Raw genomic sequence first — 20,784 nt, forward strand, 5'->3', positions numbered from 1 at the left:
CAAATCATGCAGAGAGAAACCTTTACAGAGATGAGGAGGAAGACGGATGTCCAGTTCATTTGACAGAATCTACGAGATTGTCCGGCAAATTCCGTATGGCAGGGTGGCCACCTATGGGCAGATCGCCATGCTGGCAGGCAACCCGCGCTGGTCCAGAGTGGTGGGCTATGCACTGCATGTCAACCCGCAGCCGGATGTGATCCCGTGCTTTCGGGTGGTTAACCGGTTCGGCGAGGTTTCCAAAGCATTCGCGTTCGGCGGAGAGAACCGGCAGGTCGCGCTGCTCGAGCAGGAAGGTGTCGAGTTTACCCCGGACGGACGGGTTGATTTAAAACGATTTCAGTGGGACGGTGCACAGGCCTCCCAGCTGTCATAACATGGCCGGTCCGCATCGTTTGCCGTTGTATACAAAAACGACCGCGAAAGGGGAAATCTGATATGGATTATTTTGAATTGATCGCGCAGCGGGAAAGCTGCCGGAATTTCACCGAAAAAGCAGTGGAGCAGGAAAAGCTGGTCCGCTGCATCGAAGCGGCGAGAATCGCACCGTCGGCCTGCAACAGCCAGCCTTGGAGCTTTGTGTTGGTGAACGGCGGAACGCTTGCGCCCAAGACTGCGAAATGCCTGCAAAGTCTCGGTATGAACAAGTTCACCGACCGCTGCCCAACCTTCGTCGTTGTGCTGGAGGAGAAGGCAACTCTCTCTGCAAAGCTCGGCGGCAAGGTCAAGGATCAGCACTACGCCCCGATTGATATCGGCATTGCGGCGGCGCATCTGTGCCTGGCAGCCACCGCACAGGGGCTTTCAAGCTGTATCATGGGCTGGTTTGACGAGAAAAAACTCAAGAACCTTCTTTCGATTCCACAGAACAAACGCATCCGGCTGGTGGTTGGAATCGGCTATGCGGCAGACGATAAGCTTCGTGAAAAGAAGCGCAAACCGCTTGAACAGATATTGACCTTTGCCGAAGAATAAGCCGGATGTCCAAAAAATGACATCGGCCGGCGAATAGGCGGGATGCTGAAGAGAAATCATCTGCCAGCGATGCATGGAGGGGAAGCCAAGATGAATGGCGTTTTATAAAACCATGTATCATTTTATAGATTGACCGCGTCACGGCTTTACCACTATGCCAACCGCTGATCGGTTGGCTGCATCACAGCTTTGAAACGATACTGCCCGCTTTGAAATGATGTTATCCGCTGTCTGAAGTCAAAAAGGAGAATAGACCATGAAATCCTACCGGAAAGAACTGCATTTTCATTTGCCTGAGCGCAGAGGACTTGTCAATATCACATCACAGGTGCGAGCCGCTGTCAGCGACAGCGGCGTCACAGAAGGCCTTGTGCTGGTCAACGCAATGAATATCACGGCCAGTGTGTTTATCAACGACGATGAACCGGGTCTGCATCGGGATTATGAGGCCTGGCTGGAAACACTGGCACCCGAAAAGCCGTACAGCCGCTATCATCACAACGGATTCGAGGACAATGCCGACGCGCATCTCAAGCGCACAGTGATGGGGCGGGAGGTTGTTGTGGCAATCACAAATGGAAAATTGGATTTTGGAACCTGGGAACAGATTTTTTACTATGAGTTTGACGGGAAACGTGATAAACATGCACTGATAAAAATTATCGGAGATTGATCCAGGAACCTATAAGTATGTATGGATGAGAAAAGGAGCGATGTACAATGATGGAAACCTATCACCTGCGCACCAATCGGCAGGGATTTACGAACATCACCGCCATGGTGCGTCAGACACTGCGAAAAAGCGGCGTGATCAGCGGGCTGGCGGCGGTATACTGCCCGCATACAACCGCCGGCATCACCATCAACGAGAATGCGGACCCCGATGTCGTGACAGATCTGCTGTTTGCGCTGGATGAGACCTTTCCGGACCGGTCTCAGTTCCGGCATATGGAGGGGAACTCCGCCGCGCACCTCAAGGCGAGCGTGATCGGCAGCAGTGTCACGGTGCTGATTGAGGATGGCAATCTGGTACTGGGCACCTGGCAGGGCATCTATTTTTGTGAGTTCGACGGTCCCAGAAGCCGGGATTTTTATGTAAAGATCATAGAAGGCTGATGTTTGTCTCGGATATGACTATTTGCGGGACTGAGTGTGATTCTGCGCAAGCTCTCTATCTATCCAGTCCGGATGACCTCGCAAAGTTTCTGCATAGCATCTTTGCGGATAATAAAAGCAGACAATCAAAGGGGCCAGTTGAACTGGTGGTATGCATCAGCCCTGGAAGGGCGTTATACAGACAGGCCTCTTAAGAGGCACTGAATCACGGCTATTTTCATTACGCGCACTGCAGCTGCTAAAGCAGTTATATATCTATAGCTCCTCACTTTGAGCGAAATGATCGTTGTCACTCTGAAAGCTAAAGCCTTTTATTCTCACGGAAGAGCCGGTGGTTTTGTTACGCTAAAGCTACAAAAAGCCGTACAGCCCTGATAGGGTTGTACGGCTTTTATTTCGTCAAATCGGTCCGCTGGTTGCTATGGTCTAAATTCATGCATACAGATTAAGTAAGCTGGATTAAAAAAGCCCCTGACGATTTCCTCAGAGGCGATGGGATATATTAAACCGCTGCATAGTTTTTCAAAATGCGGTCAACCTCTTTTCGTCCCTCTTCGGAGATGCGCAGAAAGCGGTTCTCTTTGTTGATGCGCATGACGGTCTCGCTATCCTGTGCGGGATAGATCTCTATGCGGTCCTGATTATCGGAGAACACCAGATAACAGCTGTCCGAAAAGCTCTGAATTGGAACATCGATATAACTCTGTCCCTGAAAGATTTCTTTCAATTCTGCAACGGTTTCGGTGTCTGTGATTTCTTTAGAAACGGTATTCCCATCTTCCTCATAGGACACATATACATGGGTGGCAAAGCTGATGTTGAAATCCTTACAGCTGTGGCCAATCCAATACAGGCATCCAAACAGAAAGACACCTACGGCAGAGATGGCAATGATTTTTTTCATGGAAAGCCCCCTTCATCGATAAACGATAGCCCTATCGATAACTGTTGACATATTGCCTGATTCCCGCATGTTTTATGCGGAGCTGTTCATGTTGTAAGCTGCGGATCGATGCTATTGTCCCATCATATAAAGTTTTTTATTATGTGAGGATGAACTTGTATAATCCTTACAGTAATTAAATTATAATACAATCATCATGAAATGTCAATTGAATTTCTAAAAGATGACAGTGAAATTTTGGGAATTTTCAGGATTTATGCCTGTTAAGCTGATTTGGAGCCGAAAACAGGCCGTTTCCTGAAACCAGGAAAGAAAGCGCCATGCTGCGACCGAAGACGGAACGGGTCATTGAGACAACGGAAGATCATATAGACATTGAAGATACAGGCTCAGCATAGAAAGAAAAGAATCGGATTCAGCAGCAGCCTGCGCCTTTGCATCAGAAAAAAGAGAGGGAGGTCGGAAAAAAGGGAGAGATTTCTTCGCGGTTTCATGTCATTTTCAAAAAACTATCACAATTGAAGTGTATACTGAAAGCAAGTTAAGAGAGGGGGCAGGCCATGGAGAGAGTCTTAGAGAATTAACCGCGACAGTATGTAAAAAGGAGAGCAGCTGTAACATGTAAGCCACACCCGAATATATAGACTTCACACGCTAAAAACTTCACATATATTACAAATACTGTTAATCCGCCGGATGGTCGGAACACCGGTTCGGCGGATGTAACAGACGAAACAAAACCTCGTGTCAGAAGGAAGGCATAGGGGCTTTTTTGCTTTTTAGCCACAATTCAGCGGATATTCACGCAGCGGTCACAAAGAAAAGCTACAATGAAAGGCATCACAACGGGTGAAAACCCGGTTGGAAGGTGAAGATATGTACAAAATTTTAGTGGTCGACGACGAAGACGGCATCCGCAACCTCATCAAGAAATATGCGGTTTTTGAGGGGCATCAGGTCATCGAGGCGGTGGACGGCATGCAGGCAATTGAAATCTGCAAGCAGGAATCCTTCGATATCATCGTCATGGACATCATGATGCCGCAGCTGGATGGCTTTTCAGCATGCCGGGAAATCCGGAAATACTGCCAGACTCCGGTCATTATGCTGTCTGCCAGAGGCGAGGAATACGATAAAATCCACGGCTTTGAGCTGGGCATCGACGACTATGTCGTGAAACCGTTTTCCCCTAAAGAACTGATGATGCGCATCGGCGCGATCATCAAGCGTTCCAGCGGCGGAGAAGCCGGCCGGGATGTTGTGAAATTCGAGGGCGTCACGGTGGATTTCACCGGGCGGCTTGTCTATATTGACGCGGAAAAGGTCAACATGTCTCCGAAGGAATACGACCTGTTTTTTTATCTGGTCAAGAACCGCGGTATCGCGCTGACCAGGGAAAAGCTGATCAACGATGTCTGGGGCTATGATTTTTACGGGGATGACCGCACGCTGGACACCCACATCAAGCTGCTGCGCCGTACGCTCGGCAAATACAGCGGCTATATTGTGACGCTCAGAGGGGTAGGATACCGGTTTGAAGCATAAAAAAGCTGCTGAGCAGAACCATCAGAATGCCAACATCCGGAAAAACCGCCGGAATCCAAGCATTAAATGGAAGGTCATCAAATACTTTGCGATTTTTGCCGGCAGCATGCTGCTGCTGCTGTGGTTCTTCCAGATCGTCTTTCTGGACACCGTATACCGGTCGATCAAAATGCACGAGCTTCGCTCCGCCAGTGATACGATCAGCGCCAATGTTGACAACGGGGAGCTGGACACGCTGCTGGAAAGCATCTCGCACCAGAAAAACCTGTGCGTGCGGATAGTGAACGCCGATTACACCGATTACAACTCGGTTGACTATGTACCGGCCTGCGCCATCCATAAAATGTCGCCGGACGATGTGCGGGCAATCTATGACAAAACCCGCGAGGAAGGCGGTTCTCTGCTGCAGACCTACACCAAGAACCATTGGAAGAAGCCGTATGAGCCGCAGGGAGGCGCCGGCATCAGGGATATGCGGGCTGTGCCGCCCCGCCCCGGTATGGAACTGTTCCAGAGCATGGTGTACACGCGGATTGTCACAGCCGCCGACGGCAGCGAACGCATGGTGATGCTCAATTCGGTCATCTCGCCGGTCAACACGACGATGGAAACGCTGACCGTCGAGCTCGGCTACATCACGGTCATCCTGCTTGTGCTGGCCATTCTGCTGTCCCTGCTGATGTCCAAGCGGATTGCAAAGCCGATCATCAAGATCAACGAATCGGCCAAGCGGCTTGCCAAGGGCCGGTACGACACGCGGTTTGACAGCAAGGGATATCTGGAAATCGCGGAGCTTGGCGACACGCTCAACTACGCGGCGACCGAGCTTTCGAAGGTCGAGGGGCTGCGCCGGGAACTGATCTCGAACATCTCGCACGACCTGCGCACACCGCTGACCATGATCGCCGGCTATGCCGAGGTCATGCGCGACCTGCCGGGTGAGAACACGCCGGAGAATGTGCAGGTTATCATCGACGAATCCCGCCGGCTGACCACGCTGGTCAACGACCTGCTGGATTTATCGCAGCTGCAGTCCGGAGGCCGGGAGCTCAACTTCTCAGATTTCAACCTGACCCAGACGGTGCGGGATATCTGCAAGCGCTGCTCCAAGCTGACCCAGCAGGAGGGCTACCAGATCAAATTCATCAGCTCCGGTGAGGTTTACGTCAATGCGGATGAAGTCAAGCTGTCCCAGGTGGTCTACAACCTGATCATCAACGCGATTAACTACACCGGCGACGACAAGCGGGTGACCATCTGCCAGAGTGTACGGAAGGATGTTGTCAAGATCGAGATCATCGATACCGGCGACGGCATTTCGGAGGACCAGCTTCCGTATATCTGGGACCGTTATTATAAAATTGAAAAGAGCCACAAACGCGCGATGATCGGCACCGGTCTTGGACTTTCGATTGTCAAAACCGTGCTGGAGATGCACGGCGCTCCGTTCGGCGTGATCAGCACGCCGGGACAGGGCAGCATCTTCTGGTTCGAGCTGAATATCCGCCAGCCAGAGGAGCAGGACGGATAGCCGACAGCGCGAAACCGTTATCATTTATGATAGGAGGCATTTATCATGGAAATCATCGTCAGAAAACCGACCGCGGACGAAAGGGAAGAGCTTGAAAGCTGCCCGACCTGGGACTGTGAACCTTCGGTCTTTGACTGGTCCTACAATATGCAGGAAACCGGCCTGATATTGGAAGGCGAGGTCGAGGTGCGCTACGATGGAAAATCCGTCAAATTCGGCGCGGGCGATCTGGTCGTCTTCCCACAGGGTCTTTCCTGTGTCTGGGATGTCAAAAAATATGTCAAGAAGCATTATAAATTTGGTTAAATAAGAAAATCGATGCGCACCTCTTGACAGAATGACTTTTCTGTACTAACATAATAAACAAGATTATAACAAAAATGCGATGACGGGGACGGAACACAGATCCTTTGCTTCAGAGAACTGCCGGCTGGTGAAAGGCAGTGCAAAACCTGTGGGAGCATCACCCCTGAGCAGTCCGCTGAAATGCCTTTCGGCACAATAGGTTGGAACGGTTCCTCACCGTTAGGAAGAGGCTGTATTAATGGATACAGAAAAAGCGGGCATATTTCCGATATGCCAATAAGAGTGGTACCGCGTTGGGTTTTACGGCCTGTCGTCTCTTTTTATGAGACGACAGGTCTTTTATATTGTCCAGATAACTTTCGTATGCCATTCTACCTTTGTAACGAAATTACTCTAAGGGGGCTTTTCATCATGAAACTGACAGGTGCACAGATCATCATCGAATGTCTGCTGGAACAGAAGGTGGACACCGTATTCGGATTTCCGGGCGGCGCGGTGCTCAACATCTACGACGCGCTGTACGAATACAGCGACCGGATCAACCACATTCTGAGCGCGCACGAACAGGGCGCGTCCCATGCCGCGGACGGCTATGCCAGGACCACCGGCAAGACCGGCGTCGTCATTGCGACGAGCGGCCCGGGGGCTACCAACCTCGTAACCGGCATCGCAACCGCCTATATGGATTCGGTCCCGCTCGTGGCGATCACCGGCAATGTGGCCTGCAGCCTGCTGGGGCTTGACAGCTTCCAGGAGGTGGACATCACCGGCATCACGATGCCGATCACCAAGCACAACTTCATCGTCAAGGATGTCACCAGGCTGGCCGACACCATCCGGGAAGCCTTTTATATCGCCAATGAGGGACGCAAAGGTCCGGTACTGATCGATGTGCCGAAGGATATCACGGCGGCGGTCTGCGACTACAACCCGAAGAAGCCCCTCGCGATTGAGCAGCCGAAGCCGCAGTTCACCTCCAATCAGCTCGAGGAAGCCGCCGCCATGATCGCGGCGAGCAGAAAGCCGTTTGTCTACACCGGGGGCGGCGTCATCGCATCCGAAGCGGCTGAGGAGCTCAAAGAATTCATACGGCGCATCGATGCGCCGGCCGCATCCTCACTGATGGGGCTGGGCGGCTTCGACAATACGGATGAACGGTTTATGGGGATGCTCGGCATGCACGGCACCAAAACCTCGGCGCTGGCTATCGGCGAGTGTGATCTTTTCATCGGCATCGGCACGCGGTTCAGCGACCGGGTCATCGGCGACCCGAACCGGTTCGCGCAGCATGCGAAGATCCTGCACATCGACATTGACGGCGCGGAGTTTGACAAGAACATCGTCATCGACGCACAGCTTGAAGGGGATATCAAAACCATCCTCTCCATGCTGAACAGGATGCTGGCACAGCAGCAGCACCCACACTGGATGGATAAAATCCACGGCTGGAAAAAGGCGTATCCGCTGATGCAGAAGGCGATGAACGGCTATCCGACCCCGCAGCAGGTCATCGAAACGCTCGACAGGCTGACCGGCGAGGACACGATCATCACAACCGAGGTAGGACAGCACCAGATGTGGGCCGCGCAGTTCTACAATTTCCGGTCGCCGCGTTCGCTGGCAACCTCCGGAGGACTTGGAACGATGGGCTACGGCCTTGGCGCGGCAATCGGCGCACAGGTTGCGAATCCTGGCAGGCGGGTCGTCAATATCGCGGGCGACGGCAGCTTCTACATGAACGCCAATGAGCTTGCAACGGTTGTGCGCTACCAGCTTCCGGTTGTGGAGCTGATCATGAACAACAATGTGCTCGGCATGGTGCGGCAGTGGCAGAAGCTGTTCTACGGCGGACGCTTCTCTCATACCACAATGAACCGGCCAACCGACCTTGTGAAGCTGGCCGAGGCATACGGACTCAAGGGCTTCACGATTTCGGCGCCCGATGAAGTCGAGCCGGTGCTCAGGCAGGCGCTCGCGCTGCACGAGCCGGTATTGATCAACTGCATGATCGACAGCGACATCAACGTGCTGCCGATGGTTCCGGCAGGCGCTTCGGTCGAAGAACAGATTCTGGAGATGGACTGATTGGTTTGCCGTGTTTCCCAGGCTGATCGGATGTCTGACAGAGTGTGCGAATCCAAGTGAAACGGCACTGCCCTTCAGCTGGATTCCGGCTTTGCTGAATGGATATCCGTTCCGGCAGGTATGAGACCAGACACAGCCGGTCAGTGTGGAATTTATGCCTGACGAAGCCCATTCTGCACCAGTTTTTCTGCATTCTATACTTTTATATTAAAAATAAATCATCCGGCCTTTCTTTTGCTCTTCAGATTTCTTAGATAACATTTCACAGGATCACATCTTAGTTGCTGTGTATCACACAATGTCCTATACCGGACAGGACAGATCAGAAGGAATGGCCGAGCATATAGATAATGGGAGGGAATCCGCATGGAGGAGAAAAAACATCTACTTTCCGTCCTGGTCAAGAACCAGACAGGTGTGCTGATCCGCGTCGCATCGCTGTTCAGCCGCCGCGGATACAGCATCGAAAGTATGTCTGTCTCCGAAACGGAGAACATTGAAACGTCACGCATGACCATCGTGGTCCGCGGCGATGAGAGAACGCTGCAGCAGGCGGAAAAGCAGCTGCTCAAGCTCTGGGATGTCATCGAGGTCAAGCAGCTTCACAAGGCCGAGGCGGTCTGCCGCGAACAGCTTCTGATCAAGATGCAGTTCGACGAACAGAACCGCTCCGCGCTCATTGAGATCGCAAGCCTCTTCAACGCTAAGATCGTCGACGTCTCCAGAGGCACACTGCTGATGGAGCTGACCGGTGAGCCGCAGAAGATCGATTCCTTCATCGAGATGCTGACACCCTACAACGTCAAGGCGATGGTGCGCACCGGCGTCACCGCGCTGGAACGGGGATAGGAAAGAAAGGGGGACACTGCCATGAGAGAGATCGAAATCTTTGATTCCACACTGCGCGACGGCGCGCAGGGGGAGAACATATCCTTTACGGTGGACGACAAAATACACATCGTCAAGGCGCTTGATAAGCTGGGAATACCGTACATCGAGGCGGGAAATCCCGGTTCGAATCCAAAAGACATCGAATTCTTCGAGCGGGTGCAGAATCTGGGACTGAAGAATTCCCAGCTGGTGGCGTTCGGCTCCACCCGTCGGCGCGGCATCCGCGTCGAGGAGGACAAGAACGTCATGGCGCTGGTAGCCGGCGGCACCGACACCGTGGTGATCTTCGGAAAGAGCTGGGATTTGCATGTGACCGAGGTGCTGCGCACCACGCTGGAAGAGAATCTCAGCATGATCTACGATACCCTTCATTTCTTTGTGGAAAACGGCAAGCAGGTCATGTTTGACGCCGAGCATTTCTTTGATGGCTTCAAGCTGAATGAGGAGTATGCGATGCAGACCCTTTACACCGCGCAGAAAGCGGGCGCCAGCCGCATCGTTCTGTGCGATACCCGCGGCGGATGCTTTCCCGAGGAGATTTACAACATCACAAAAAAGGTGGTGGACCGTCTGGATGTGAAGATCGGCATCCACTGCCACAACGACATGGGCTGTGCGGTCGCGAACAGTCTGATGGCGGTCGAAGCGGGCGCCGTACAGGTTCAGGGCACCTATGTCGGCTACGGCGAACGCTGCGGCAACACCAATCTGAGCTCGGTGATTCCAAGCCTGCAGTTTAAAAAGGGGTACCGCTGCATCCCTGATGAACAGATGAAGAACCTGACCGAAACCGCGCGGTTCGTCGCTGAAATCTCGAACATCACACTGTCCGGCGGTATGCCCTATGTCGGAAAGAGCGCGTTTGCCCACAAGGCCGGGATGCACATTGACGGCGTGATGAAGAACGCCGGTTCGTTTGAGCATCTGCCGCCCGAGACGGTCGGCAACAAGCGCAACATCCTGCTTTCGGAGGTGGCCGGACGCACGGCGATCATCGACCGCATCAAGCACATCGACCCGCGTATCACCAAGGATTCCCCGATCGCGCAGGAAATCGTCGACCGGCTCAAGGAGCTGGAGCATGACGGATACCAGTATGAGGCCGCGGCGGCCAGCCTGGAGCTGGTCGTGCTCAAATACCTGAAGAAGTTCCAGCCATTTTTTGAACTGGACCACTTCCGCATCATCGGCGAGCAGGATACGCAGAATTCCCCGAAGGTATCGTCTGCATTGGTCAAGATCAAGGTCGGCGAGCAGTACGAGATCACGGCAGACGAAGGCGAAGGCCCTGTCCATGCGCTCGACAAGGCGCTCAGAAAGGCGCTGACCGTCTTTTATCCGTCACTCAACGATGTACGCCTGATCGACTACAAGGTGCGTGTCATGGAATCCCGCAAGGCCACGGCCGCGAAGGTCCGTGTCCTGATCGAGACGACTGACGGACGCAGTGTCTGGACCACGGTCGGCGTCTCGACCGACATCATCAACGCCAGCCTGCGCGCGCTGCTCGATTCAATCGAATACAAGCTGATGAAGGACTACAACGAAAACCTGAACATGGGCTGACCATGAAATCCTGTGGACTCAGCAAAGACCAATTTGTGTGCATTGATTTTTGGTATATCTATATAGATTAAGCGCACATACCTCGAATCTCGGCCTTTTTGATGTTATAAAATAGACAGTCCCGTTTCAGCTGCATTATTTGAATTGCATAAACGGTACTGGGAAACTGGAGAAACCATATACTTTTTCATTCTTTCACAGGATATACTTTGCATCCTGACAGAAAAAGTTGTATAATAAAGATCGTTAAAAAGAAATCAAACAGGGAAAGGATTTTAGATTATGGAAAAGAAGATAGCAGTGATCAGAGGAGACGGCATCGGCGTTGAAATCGTCAATCAGGCGCTCAGAGTGCTTGATAAAATTGCGGAGAAGTACGGCCACACCTTCCGCTATGTGGATGTTACGGCAGGCGGATGCGCCATCGATGCATTCGGCGAGCCTTTGCCTGAAAAGGAGCTTCAGAAATGCCTGGACAGCGACAGTGTCCTGCTCGGCGCGGTCGGCGGCCCGAAATGGGATACGCTCGAAGGCAGCCAGCGTCCGGAACGTGCGCTGCTGGGTGTGCGCCAGGCGCTGGGACTCTTTGCGAACATCCGCCCGTCCTGCCTGTTTAAGGCGCTGGAGAACGCCTGCCCGCTCAAGCAGGAGATCATCGAGGGCGGATTGGATCTGGTCATTGTCCGCGAGCTGATCGGCGGCGCTTATTTCGGCAAGCGTGAAATTCTGCAGACAGAAGGCGGCAAAACCGCTTATGATACCATGATCTATTCCGAGATGGAGGTCGAGCGCATCGGCCGCGTGGCCTTTGAAACCGCCCGAAAGAGACGCGGCAAGCTGACCAGCGTTGACAAGGCAAATGTGCTGGAAAGCTCCCGCCTTTGGAGAGAGGTCATGCACCGCCTGAAGGATGAGTATCCGGATGTCGAATACAGCGATATGCTGGTGGACAACACCGCGATGCAGCTTGTGCGCAATCCGGGCCAGTTCGACGTCATTGTGACCGAAAACATGTTCGGCGATATCCTTTCCGATGAAGCCAGCATGATCACCGGTTCCATCGGCATGATCCCGTCTTCGAGCCTTGGTGAGGGAAGCCGCGGCATGTATGAGCCGATTCACGGTTCCGCTCCGGATATTGCCGGCCAGAACAAGGCGAACCCGATTGCAACCATCCTTTCCGCAGCTATGATGCTCCTCTATTCCTTCGACGCACCGCAGGAATGCAGGGACATCGAGAATGCCGTGGAAAAGGCGCTTGCCGACGGCTACCGCACCGGCGACATCATGAGCGAGGGCAAAAAGCTGGTTTCCTGTTCCGAAATGGGAGACATCATCCTTGCAAACCTGTAAATTGTCCGATGTGGGTAAAATACTGATTTGGTGACCAGGCTTCATCATAAATTTTCAGGAGCTGATACCGTTTTCGGTATCAGCTCCTGCTTTAATTCCCCGGTCATATATTTCGATCATTCTTTTATTGCAGCTTTAGCAAGAAAAAACACCGGCTGAGCCGGTGAGAATAAAAAGCTTTAAGACAAGTAAAAGCCTAGCGAATAACTATAATCATTTTGCTCAGAGTGAAAAACTATTGGGACATAACCGCTTTAGCAAATACCGTGCGTTTGATGCAAACAACAGTTTTTCAGTGTCTTTGTGAGACGAACTGGTATGATGCCCTACTGGGGCTCGTGCAAACCACCAGTTCAATTAGTGGTTTTGATTTATGCTTATCCTTCATTCCTATACGAGTAACTCCTGTTTTGCCGCGAGAGCGCAGCTATTGCTTCCTGTGCATCCTGATATAATCCCGCGGAGATATGCCGAACTGCCTGCGGAATATCTCCGCATAATAGCTTGGCCCGGAAAAACCGCTGGCCATTGCGGCTTCCGTGACATTACAGCCCGGCTGTGTCAGCATGGATAAGCTTTGATCGATCCGATACCGCTGCAGATAGGTGATCAGCGTTTCCTTCATCTGGCGTTTAAAGAGGTGACAGCATGCGCTTTTGGATAGCCCTGCCGCCGCCGCAATTTCATCCAGTGTAATGTGGCGCATATAGTTCTCATGCAGAAAGGTGAGGATGGTCTTGATCAAGGCATGGCTGCGTTCCTGTTCAAGATCCTCGACAATGCTGCTTTGTATCTCCTGATACAGGTGTTTCCAAACCTCCAAAAGCAGTGCGGTGATGGACAGTTCGTAACATGCCGGCTGCTCCCGATATAAGGTCTCGATCTTCTGAAACAACACGTTGAACTGTTCATCTCTGAGCAGGACACCGGTCAATGACGGGAAGTGCAGGATTGGCTGGACATATCGCTCCTGCACTGCGCATCCCGCTTCGCCAAACAGGGAAGGATGCAGCGTGACCGCAAGATACTGACAGTCAGTATTTGGCACGGCGCATCCCAGATGCAGCGCGTTCGCATTGATAAACAGACAGTCGCCCGCTTTCAGCGAAAACAACTGAGAGCCGGCCTGATAGTGCATCCTTCCGTTCAGGATCAGCGTAAATTCTATCTGCGGGTGCCAGTGGCAGTTGAAGCGGCCGTTTTCATACTGCAGAATTTTCTCATAGCCGATCCGAAACGGAAATTCATACGTTCCGTGGGATTTCAGTTCCCGTCCGTCCTGATTGATCTGGATGTTCCGTGTCATCTTCTCATCCCCGCAAGATTGTTATAAAATTAAGCAAAATACAGGTGGTTTTTGCTCCTATATTTTATTATACTGATAAAAACAAGAAATGCAATCAAACGGGGAGGAATCATCGTGAAGGAAAAAAAGGTCGGCGTAATTTTTGATTTCAACGGGACTTTGTTCGACGACGCATATCAACAGGAAAAAGCGTGGCGTACATTTGCACGGGAGGTATTTAACAGGGAGATCACACAAGAAGAGATGTTCCAGCATATACATGGCCGGAACAATCGGTTTATCATGGAATATCTGGCAGAAAAAAAGCTGGATGACGATCAGGTCGATCTGCTGGTTGAGCGCAAGGAGACCCGATACCGGTCTCTTTGCAGGGAGAATCCAGACAGCTTCTATTTAGCTGCCGGAGCCGTTCAGCTCCTGGATGAACTGAAAGTCCGGGGAATTCCCCGGACCATTGCGACGGCCTCCAGGAAATCCAATGTTGATTTCTATATTGAAAGCTTTGCATTGGAAACCTGGTTTCAACCGGCGGATATCGTATATGACGACGGTTCCATCCCCGGCAAGCCCGAACCGGATTTTTATCTGCGCTCGGCTCAGAAAATCGGAATCGCGCCAAAGCACTGTATCGTTGCGGAGGACGCTGTTTCCGGCATTCAGTCCGCCTGGCGCGCCGGCATCGGCAGGGTGGTTGCTGTGGCACCTGAGAATCGATGGGATACGCTGAGTGAAATGAAAGAAGTCTCGAACCTGATTGAGAATTTTTATGCTTTTGACCGCAGTTGGCTTGAAGAGTAAAGAATAAACTGGAACAGCCATCTCCCTGCATCTTTTTCCGTATTTAAGTATTTTTTTGTTCCTTCTTTCATATATCTGTGATAAGCATTCTACAGATGGGGAAGGACGTGACGTCGATGTTTGCGGTTTTGAATCTTCAAAACGGCCAAAGAAGCGGATTGTTTGAATGGATGGGAAGACTGTTGTTTACGCAGTATCCGGATATCCGGTTGGTACGGTATGGCGAGAGCAAGATACATATCATCTCATATAAAGGCGGCGAAAAGCAAATCGACTGGGATTTCCTCAAGGAGGTCACCGGCCGGCTTGGATATAATCTGGTTATGCCGGATATCAAATGCCCGCATCCCAATATCCGCCGGTTCCAGCCGTATCAATTTCTGCGGCGCACTACCCGTAATGGTGTGGCTAAGATCATCGAGGACATTGAACTGCCATTGTATAAAAAATCCATTGTACTGGTAGATGAATACGGACGTTATCTGGACTATACCCATACACTTATCAAGTACTGCGCTGTGGTTAAGGTCTATACGCAGAATGTACAGAAATATGAACGCTTCGCCAATGACATCATGAACCTGTATGGAGCGCCGGTTATCGTCAGTGATGAACCGGATATTCTTTCTTCACACAGTGTCATTGTGGCGCCGGACGGCATCCGGGAAGAATTGTGCAGCCGTATCCGAAACACCGTATTATCGGTGCATGAACTGCCGGCATCGGCCAATGTTCGCCAGGTATATGATTTTGAATGCGAGACCGATGAAGAGATCGAAGCTTTACGGCTCAAAGGCATCAGCAACAGCGATATTTTGGGTGCGCTCTATGAATTGAACTGCATCCGTGGTTTGGGTGAATTGGTTCCACAATATTGCAGATTTAATGGGGAACAGGTCGCACTGTCAGAGGTGTCAAAATATATCACCGGGGAATTAAAGGATGAAATCCTGATCTGATCACGCAATAAAGCCACAACCTTAGATGGTTGTGGCTTTATTGCGTACTATGAAACATGATCTAAGCAGTCTTAAAAATCAAAAGAAAAAAGTATAGAAAATCTTAAGGTTCCCTTTTTTTAATATTTGAAAGGGGAGATTTTGCGCTTGCCTGTTCCAACTGTTTATTGGAAACATGCGTATAGATCTCTGTCGTTGAAATTCTTTCATGTCCCAAAAAATCCTTTAATGTACGAATATCCACTTCACCGTACTGGTACATCAGAGTAGCGCAGGTATGACGAAGCTTATGTGTGGAGAATCCCATATGATCCAAGCCGATCGCTTTCAAACAATTTTCGACAATTTCCTGAACACGCCGCCGGCTGATGCGCGTACCGCCGCGCGTGATAAACATTGCATATCGATCTTTGACGTTCTTCTGCTTGTACCGCAGTTTCAAATGCCGATCCAGTGCATCCAGCGCAGCGTTGTTCAAATAGATGATACGCTCCTTGTTGCCTTTGCCGAGCACCTTGATGGTATTGTCCTTGATATCGCCGAGATTGAGGCCAACAAGTTCAGAAAGCCGCATGCCGCAGTTTAAAAATAGTGTGATGATGCAGTAATCACGTTCTTTGTTTGATCCGTCAATTTTGTTGAGCATTTCCAGGCATTGCTCCAAACTCAAATATTTTGGGAGAGCCTTCTTCGTGGATGGAACCTCCAGTTCCTGTATTGGATTATAGGTCAGCAAACCGGATTTCTTTGTAAGGTATTTGAAGAAAGATTTTAATACGGAAATTTTCCTGCTGCGTGTAACCGGCGAGTTCTGCCGCTCAGACTGCAGATAATCCAGATACTGATAAACATCCATCAGCGTGACGGATCGGATCAATTCGATATCGACATCTGAAATCTTGATTTCTTCAAAAGAGGTATCCGTGGAGACTAGATTTTTCTGTTGCTTGATAAACCGAAAAAATGTGCGCAGATCGATGTAATATCCATCCACTGTATTTTCGCTGCGCCCTTGAATGGTTTTCATATAAAACAAATATTCTTTAATAATATCCGGGCATTCATCCATAAATTTTGCGTCCAAACTAAAATCCTCGTTTTATTTTAATTCACCTCCTTGGGATGCAATTTCTTTCTATCCCACTACGAACCGCACTAAATACTTATTTAGTGCGGTTTGGGAGGAGTGTTTTAAGTATATCACCAAAATACTGCAAAGTCAATATAAAAAGCGGGTACTGCCTTGAAAATGGCAGTACCCTATGTGCAGCAAAATGATACGAACTAACTCCTTGATTTCATACAACTCTTGCAAATATCAGACAATCTGGATATGCTCTTTAAAAGCCTCTTCATATCTACTTATCGAATCAACGATGGTCTGCCGTTGCTCCTGCGACAGCTGTTCCCATGCAGCTTCTTCGGCTTTCGCCATGCGATCCATGATTTTTTCGGCATATTCCAATCCGGATGGACTCAGGCGAATCGCTTTGTTGCGGCGATCCGACTCGATTTCCACCAGTTCGACATATCCTTGCTTCCAAAACGATTTTATCACAACATTTACAGTCTGCTTTGGCAGATGGGTGTCCTCACAGATGCGTTTTTGTGTACAGCCATCCGGCTTCAGATAAATCATCTCTAAAATGGTCATACCTAAAAAGGTCAGGCCTACGGATTTTGCATACTGTTCATACAGCTTATCAATAGCGCGGCAGTTTTCATTGAACAATGCAATCTGCTCTTTAGCAGTAAGATCCTGCACGATGTTTCGCTTCCCTTCTATATCACGCGTATTTGTAAATGGGTTTCATCTTCTTGAAATAGTAAATAGTCATGAAGATTGCCAGAATCTCTGCAAGCGGTATGGCAATCCAGACGCCGGTCACACCGAAGATAAATGGCAGGGTCAGCGTTGTGATAAGTACAAAGACCAGTGTGCGGAAGAAGGAAAGAATTCCCGAAACTCTGCCGTTGTTGAGCGCTGTGAACATCGATGAGGAAAATCCATTGAAACCCATGAAGAGGAATCCAATACAGGTGATGCGAAAGCCATGTACAGCCATTTCGTAGACTTCGGTACCTGCATTTGTAAAGATTCCGACCAGCGGCTTTGTAAAAACAAGACCAGCGGCCAAACTGATGACGGAGACTGCAAAAATGATGGACAGGCTGATAGAATAAATCTTCTTGAGCCGATCGGTATCCTGTTTACCGTAATTGAAGCTGATGATCGGCGCAATTCCCGAGGAATAGCCCATATAAATCGAAGTCAGGATACCCTGCGCAATCAATATAATGCTGATTGCTGCGACGCCGTTTGAGCCTGCCAGCCTGATTAAGATGTTGTTGATCACCAGCATCGTCACACTGGATGCAAGCATGGAGATCATTTCAGACACACCGTTGGTACAGGATTTGATAATAACCGGTACATCAAGCTTGGGTTTTACAAAGTATAGCCCGCGCTTCCGGCTGCAGGCGAAATAAACGATACCGACCAGAGCAGGGATGGAATAACCTATGCCGGTTGCAAGCGCCGCACCGGTGACGCCCATATCAAATACCGCAATCAGCAGATAGTCCAGGCCGATATTTGCAATGCCGCCCAATACGGATGAAAGCATTCCTAAATTTGGTCTGCCCTCCGTGATAAAGAACTGCTGAAACAGTATTCCAAGGAGTGCGAATGGAATCAGAATAAAGAGGGGCTGGGTATACTCGTAACACAGCGTATAGATGTCGCTGTTTGCACCGAGCAGCCGCAGCAGCGGCTCAATGAAGACGCTGCCAAGCACGGTAATCACTGCGCTGACAACAAAGGCAGCCACGACCAGCAGCGTGAGATTCTGCCGTGCTTCATTCGTTTTGCCCTCTCCCATCTTCTTCGCAACCAGCGCGTTGCCACCGGTGCCCAGCATAAAACCGATCGCAAGGATCGTCATGATCAGCGGTATCACAATATTGACTGCAGACAAGGCATCCGTCCCCACCAGCCGAGAGACAAAGATGCCGTCAACCGAGGAATAAATACCCATAAACACCATGGATATCACCGTTGGCAGTGAAAATTTGATCAGCATGCCTGGAGAAATGCTTCTGTCTAAAGATTTGTCCATGTAAACCTCCCTTATATATGATAGCAACAATCAAATAGTCTGTAATTATTACTATCATCAATACGGACTATAATAAAGCATATCCCCCGCAATGTCAATAAACAATGTATGAACAAAACAACCGGGCTGTGTTCAGCCCGGTTGTTGATTGTTTGGGAGAATTTGATTTCTAAACAGTCCCCTTGTGATTCATTGCATTCTCATATTGGCAGTAGATTTCTGCACCACTTCTATATGAATCATACAACATGAAGTGATTTCTGTCTTGACCCCATCTGAAAAATATAAATGCAAGAATATAAATGGTGTTTTTTACAGTGTAAAACCTGCAGATTGTCACACCACTCTACTCCATGCCGACCGCGCATTTCCATTGGCATAGATGGTAAATAAATATCAAAAAGTCGGTCTGTTTTAAAAACAGACCGACTTTTTGATATTTATTCCACCGTTACGGACTTTGCCAGATTCCTAGGTTTATCCACATCGCAGCCACGCAGAACGGATGTATAGTACGCAAATAACTGCAAGGGGATGATGGTCAGCAGCGGCATGAAGATGTCGCTGACGCTTGGCAGTTCGATGACGTATTCGGCCAAATCGTGCGCTTCAGGCGCATTCTGATGACACACCAGCAGAACCTTTGCCCCTCTCGCCTTGACCTCCTTGATGTTGCCGATCATCTTTTCATACAGCTTGCGCTGTGTAGAAACCGCAATGACCGGGGTGTTGTCGGTGATCAGTGAAATGGTTCCATGCTTGAGTTCACCAGCCGCATACGCTTCGCTGTGAATATACGAGATTTCTTTGAGTTTTAAAGAACCTTCCATCGAAAGCGCGTAGTCCATGCCCCTGCCAATAAAGAACAGGTCTTCGGCATTCTGGAACTGAGAAGCATAGTACTGACAATTCTCGGCATTCTTAAGTACGCTTTCCGCCAATGCTGGGATACCCTGCAGTTCCTTAATATAGGTGCGGACTTCCTCCTCGCTGAGCGTTCCTTTAGCCAGCGCCATGCTCAGTGCGAGCAGATACATAACTGAGATCTGGACATAGTAGGCCTTGGTACTCGCCACAGCGATTTCCGGGCCTGCCCAGGTATAGATGACGCTGTCGGCTTCTCTGGCAATTGAGGAACCCACGACATTGACGATGGCTACGGTCTTGTTGCCGGCCTGTTTAGCCAGGCGCAGCGCCGCAAGCGTGTCGGCGGTTTCTCCGGACTGGGAGATGATGACCACCAGATCGTTCTTGCCCAGAATCGGATTCCGGTAACGGAACTCCGACGCGATGTCGACATCGACCGGAACGCGTACAAGTTTTTCGATCGTTGTTTTACCGACCAGGCCTGCGTGCATTGCCGTGCCGCAGGCGACAATGTGAATCTTTTCCACGTCCTTGAGCATTTCCGGGGCAAGCTGCGCGGAGCTTAAATCCGGCAGGCCGTCGGTGATGCGCGGGGAAACAGTATTGGAGAACGCAGTCGGCTGTTCGTGAATTTCCTTGAGCATAAAGTGCGGATAACCGCCTTTTTCTGCGGCTTCGATATCCCAGTTCGCCACCATCAACTCTTTTTCAATCGGCTCGCCGTCCAGATCAAACAGCTCCACCTTTTCTTTGGTTAGCAGCGCGATTTCATTCTCTTCGAGCAGATAGTATTGACGGGTATATTTGAGGATTGCCGGGATATCCGACGCGATGAAGTTCTCGCCTTCACCCACACCGACGATCAGCGGACTGTCCTTGCGCACCGCATAAATGCGTTCCGGAAAATCGCGGAAGATCACGCCGAGCGCATAGGAGCCGCGCACCTTGGTGACAACCTTCTGAATCGCCTCAAACGGGTCGCCGTGATAATAATAGTCGAGCAGCTTGGCAACCGTTTCGGTGTCGGTTTCCGACTCGAACTGATATCCCTTTTCAATCAGCTTGTTTTTCAGTTGCAGATAGTTCTCAATGATGCCGTTGTGCACGATACAGACGTTCGCATTGCCGTGCGGGTGGGAGTTTACATCGCTCGGCTCGCCATGCGTCGCCCAGCGGGTATGGCCGATGCCGCAGTGCCCCTTCGGCGCTCCTTCATCCTTCATCTTTTTGACCAGATCGGCCAGACGGCCTTTGGTCTTCATCATGTTGATGCGGTCTCCCTCCATCACGGCAACGCCGGCGGAGTCATAACCGCGGTATTCCAGTTTGGACAATCCGTCAATCAGCACGGAGGTTGAATCTTTACTGCCGATGTAACCCACTATTCCACACATATTCACAATTCCTTTCCGTATCAAATATTAGAATGCTTACATCCTTGCATTCCGTTCTATATTCATAGG

The 20,784-nt window shown here is 50.4% G+C and carries 19 protein-coding genes and 1 other annotated feature; of the genes, 13 read left to right on the top strand and 6 right to left on the bottom strand.

What is annotated here, in order from left to right; all coding sequences use genetic code 11:
- The first annotated feature begins 46 nt into the window (after positions 1 to 46).
- From BN348_RS06330 to BN348_RS06345, 4 genes are all read left to right on the top strand, one after another.
- Positions 47 to 376: an MGMT family protein gene (locus tag BN348_RS06330; protein WP_040196979.1), complete on the top strand. Its 330-nt coding sequence runs from the start codon at positions 47 to 49 to the stop codon at positions 374 to 376.
- 62 nt (positions 377 to 438) lie between these two features.
- Complete coding sequence (locus tag BN348_RS06335; RefSeq protein WP_040196980.1) at positions 439 to 975, top strand: nitroreductase family protein; 537 nt, start codon at positions 439 to 441, stop codon at positions 973 to 975.
- A gap of 256 nt (positions 976 to 1,231) precedes the next feature.
- Positions 1,232 to 1,648, top strand: coding sequence for a secondary thiamine-phosphate synthase enzyme YjbQ (locus BN348_RS06340; RefSeq protein ID WP_040196981.1), 417 nt, complete (start codon positions 1,232 to 1,234; stop codon positions 1,646 to 1,648).
- Between the two features lie 47 nt (positions 1,649 to 1,695).
- Positions 1,696 to 2,091, top strand: coding sequence for a secondary thiamine-phosphate synthase enzyme YjbQ (locus BN348_RS06345; RefSeq protein WP_040196982.1), 396 nt, complete (start codon positions 1,696 to 1,698; stop codon positions 2,089 to 2,091).
- 502 nt (positions 2,092 to 2,593) lie between these two features.
- On the opposite strand, the gene BN348_RS06355 is transcribed toward BN348_RS06345, so the two are convergent.
- Positions 2,594 to 2,995: a hypothetical protein gene (locus BN348_RS06355; RefSeq protein ID WP_040196984.1), complete on the bottom strand. Its 402-nt coding sequence runs from the start codon at positions 2,993 to 2,995 to the stop codon at positions 2,594 to 2,596.
- Positions 2,996 to 3,871: 876 nt separating this feature from the next.
- On the opposite strand from BN348_RS06355, the gene BN348_RS06360 reads away from it, so the two are divergent.
- The 7 genes from BN348_RS06360 (at position 3,872) to leuB (ending at position 12,272) form a co-directional block, all read left to right on the top strand.
- On the top strand, positions 3,872 to 4,540 hold the full coding sequence (locus BN348_RS06360) for a response regulator transcription factor (RefSeq protein ID WP_040196985.1): 669 nt from the start codon (positions 3,872 to 3,874) through the stop codon (positions 4,538 to 4,540).
- Positions 4,530 to 6,071 (top strand): HAMP domain-containing sensor histidine kinase, encoded by a 1,542-nt coding sequence (locus tag BN348_RS06365; RefSeq protein WP_242844316.1) that lies wholly within the window; start codon positions 4,530 to 4,532, stop codon positions 6,069 to 6,071. Before BN348_RS06360 ends, BN348_RS06365 begins: the two co-directional genes overlap by 11 nt.
- 45 nt (positions 6,072 to 6,116) lie before the next feature.
- Complete coding sequence (locus BN348_RS06370; protein WP_040196986.1) at positions 6,117 to 6,377, top strand: cupin domain-containing protein; 261 nt, start codon at positions 6,117 to 6,119, stop codon at positions 6,375 to 6,377.
- Positions 6,378 to 6,447: 70 nt separating this feature from the next.
- Positions 6,448 to 6,698, top strand: a binding site (T-box leader).
- Positions 6,699 to 6,788: 90 nt separating this feature from the next.
- The gene (ilvB, locus tag BN348_RS06375; RefSeq protein WP_040196987.1) at positions 6,789 to 8,462 is read left to right on the top strand and encodes a biosynthetic-type acetolactate synthase large subunit; all 1,674 of its coding nucleotides are present in this window, start codon (positions 6,789 to 6,791) and stop codon (positions 8,460 to 8,462) included.
- A gap of 366 nt (positions 8,463 to 8,828) precedes the next feature.
- Positions 8,829 to 9,311, top strand: a complete 483-nt coding sequence (gene ilvN, locus BN348_RS06380) for an acetolactate synthase small subunit (protein WP_040196988.1) — start codon at positions 8,829 to 8,831, stop codon at positions 9,309 to 9,311.
- Positions 9,312 to 9,332: 21 nt separating this feature from the next.
- Positions 9,333 to 10,919 (top strand): citramalate synthase, encoded by a 1,587-nt coding sequence (cimA, locus tag BN348_RS06385; RefSeq protein ID WP_040196989.1) that lies wholly within the window; start codon positions 9,333 to 9,335, stop codon positions 10,917 to 10,919.
- Positions 10,920 to 11,201: 282 nt separating this feature from the next.
- On the top strand, positions 11,202 to 12,272 hold the full coding sequence (leuB, locus tag BN348_RS06390) for a 3-isopropylmalate dehydrogenase (RefSeq protein WP_040196990.1): 1,071 nt from the start codon (positions 11,202 to 11,204) through the stop codon (positions 12,270 to 12,272).
- Between the two features lie 427 nt (positions 12,273 to 12,699).
- On the opposite strand, the gene BN348_RS06395 is transcribed toward leuB, so the two are convergent.
- A complete protein-coding gene (locus BN348_RS06395; protein ID WP_040196991.1) occupies positions 12,700 to 13,578 on the bottom strand; it encodes a helix-turn-helix transcriptional regulator in 879 nt (292 codons plus the stop codon).
- Between the two features lie 114 nt (positions 13,579 to 13,692).
- Here BN348_RS06395 and BN348_RS06400 point away from each other — a divergent pair, with 114 nt between their 5' ends.
- A complete protein-coding gene (locus BN348_RS06400; RefSeq protein ID WP_040196993.1) occupies positions 13,693 to 14,376 on the top strand; it encodes an HAD family hydrolase in 684 nt (227 codons plus the stop codon).
- A gap of 170 nt (positions 14,377 to 14,546) precedes the next feature.
- Positions 14,547 to 15,335, top strand: a complete 789-nt coding sequence (locus BN348_RS06405) for a hypothetical protein (RefSeq protein ID WP_156136440.1) — start codon at positions 14,547 to 14,549, stop codon at positions 15,333 to 15,335.
- A 103-nt stretch (positions 15,336 to 15,438) separates the two neighbouring features.
- On the opposite strand, the gene BN348_RS06410 is transcribed toward BN348_RS06405, so the two are convergent.
- From BN348_RS06410 to glmS, 4 genes are all read right to left on the bottom strand, one after another.
- A complete protein-coding gene (locus BN348_RS06410) occupies positions 15,439 to 16,419 on the bottom strand; it encodes a tyrosine-type recombinase/integrase (RefSeq protein ID WP_040196995.1) in 981 nt (326 codons plus the stop codon).
- 234 nt (positions 16,420 to 16,653) lie between these two features.
- On the bottom strand, positions 16,654 to 17,100 hold the full coding sequence (locus BN348_RS06415) for a MarR family winged helix-turn-helix transcriptional regulator (RefSeq protein WP_040196996.1): 447 nt from the start codon (positions 17,098 to 17,100) through the stop codon (positions 16,654 to 16,656).
- 22 nt (positions 17,101 to 17,122) lie between these two features.
- A complete protein-coding gene (locus BN348_RS06420; RefSeq protein WP_040196997.1) occupies positions 17,123 to 18,454 on the bottom strand; it encodes an MATE family efflux transporter in 1,332 nt (443 codons plus the stop codon).
- Positions 18,455 to 18,894: 440 nt separating this feature from the next.
- Positions 18,895 to 20,715, bottom strand: a complete 1,821-nt coding sequence (gene glmS, locus BN348_RS06425) for a glutamine--fructose-6-phosphate transaminase (isomerizing) (protein WP_040196998.1) — start codon at positions 20,713 to 20,715, stop codon at positions 18,895 to 18,897.
- Positions 20,716 to 20,784: the final 69 nt, after the last annotated feature.

The organism is Candidatus Soleaferrea massiliensis AP7 (genome assembly GCF_000820765.1).
GTDB lineage: Bacteria > Bacillota > Clostridia > Oscillospirales > Ruminococcaceae > Soleaferrea > Soleaferrea massiliensis.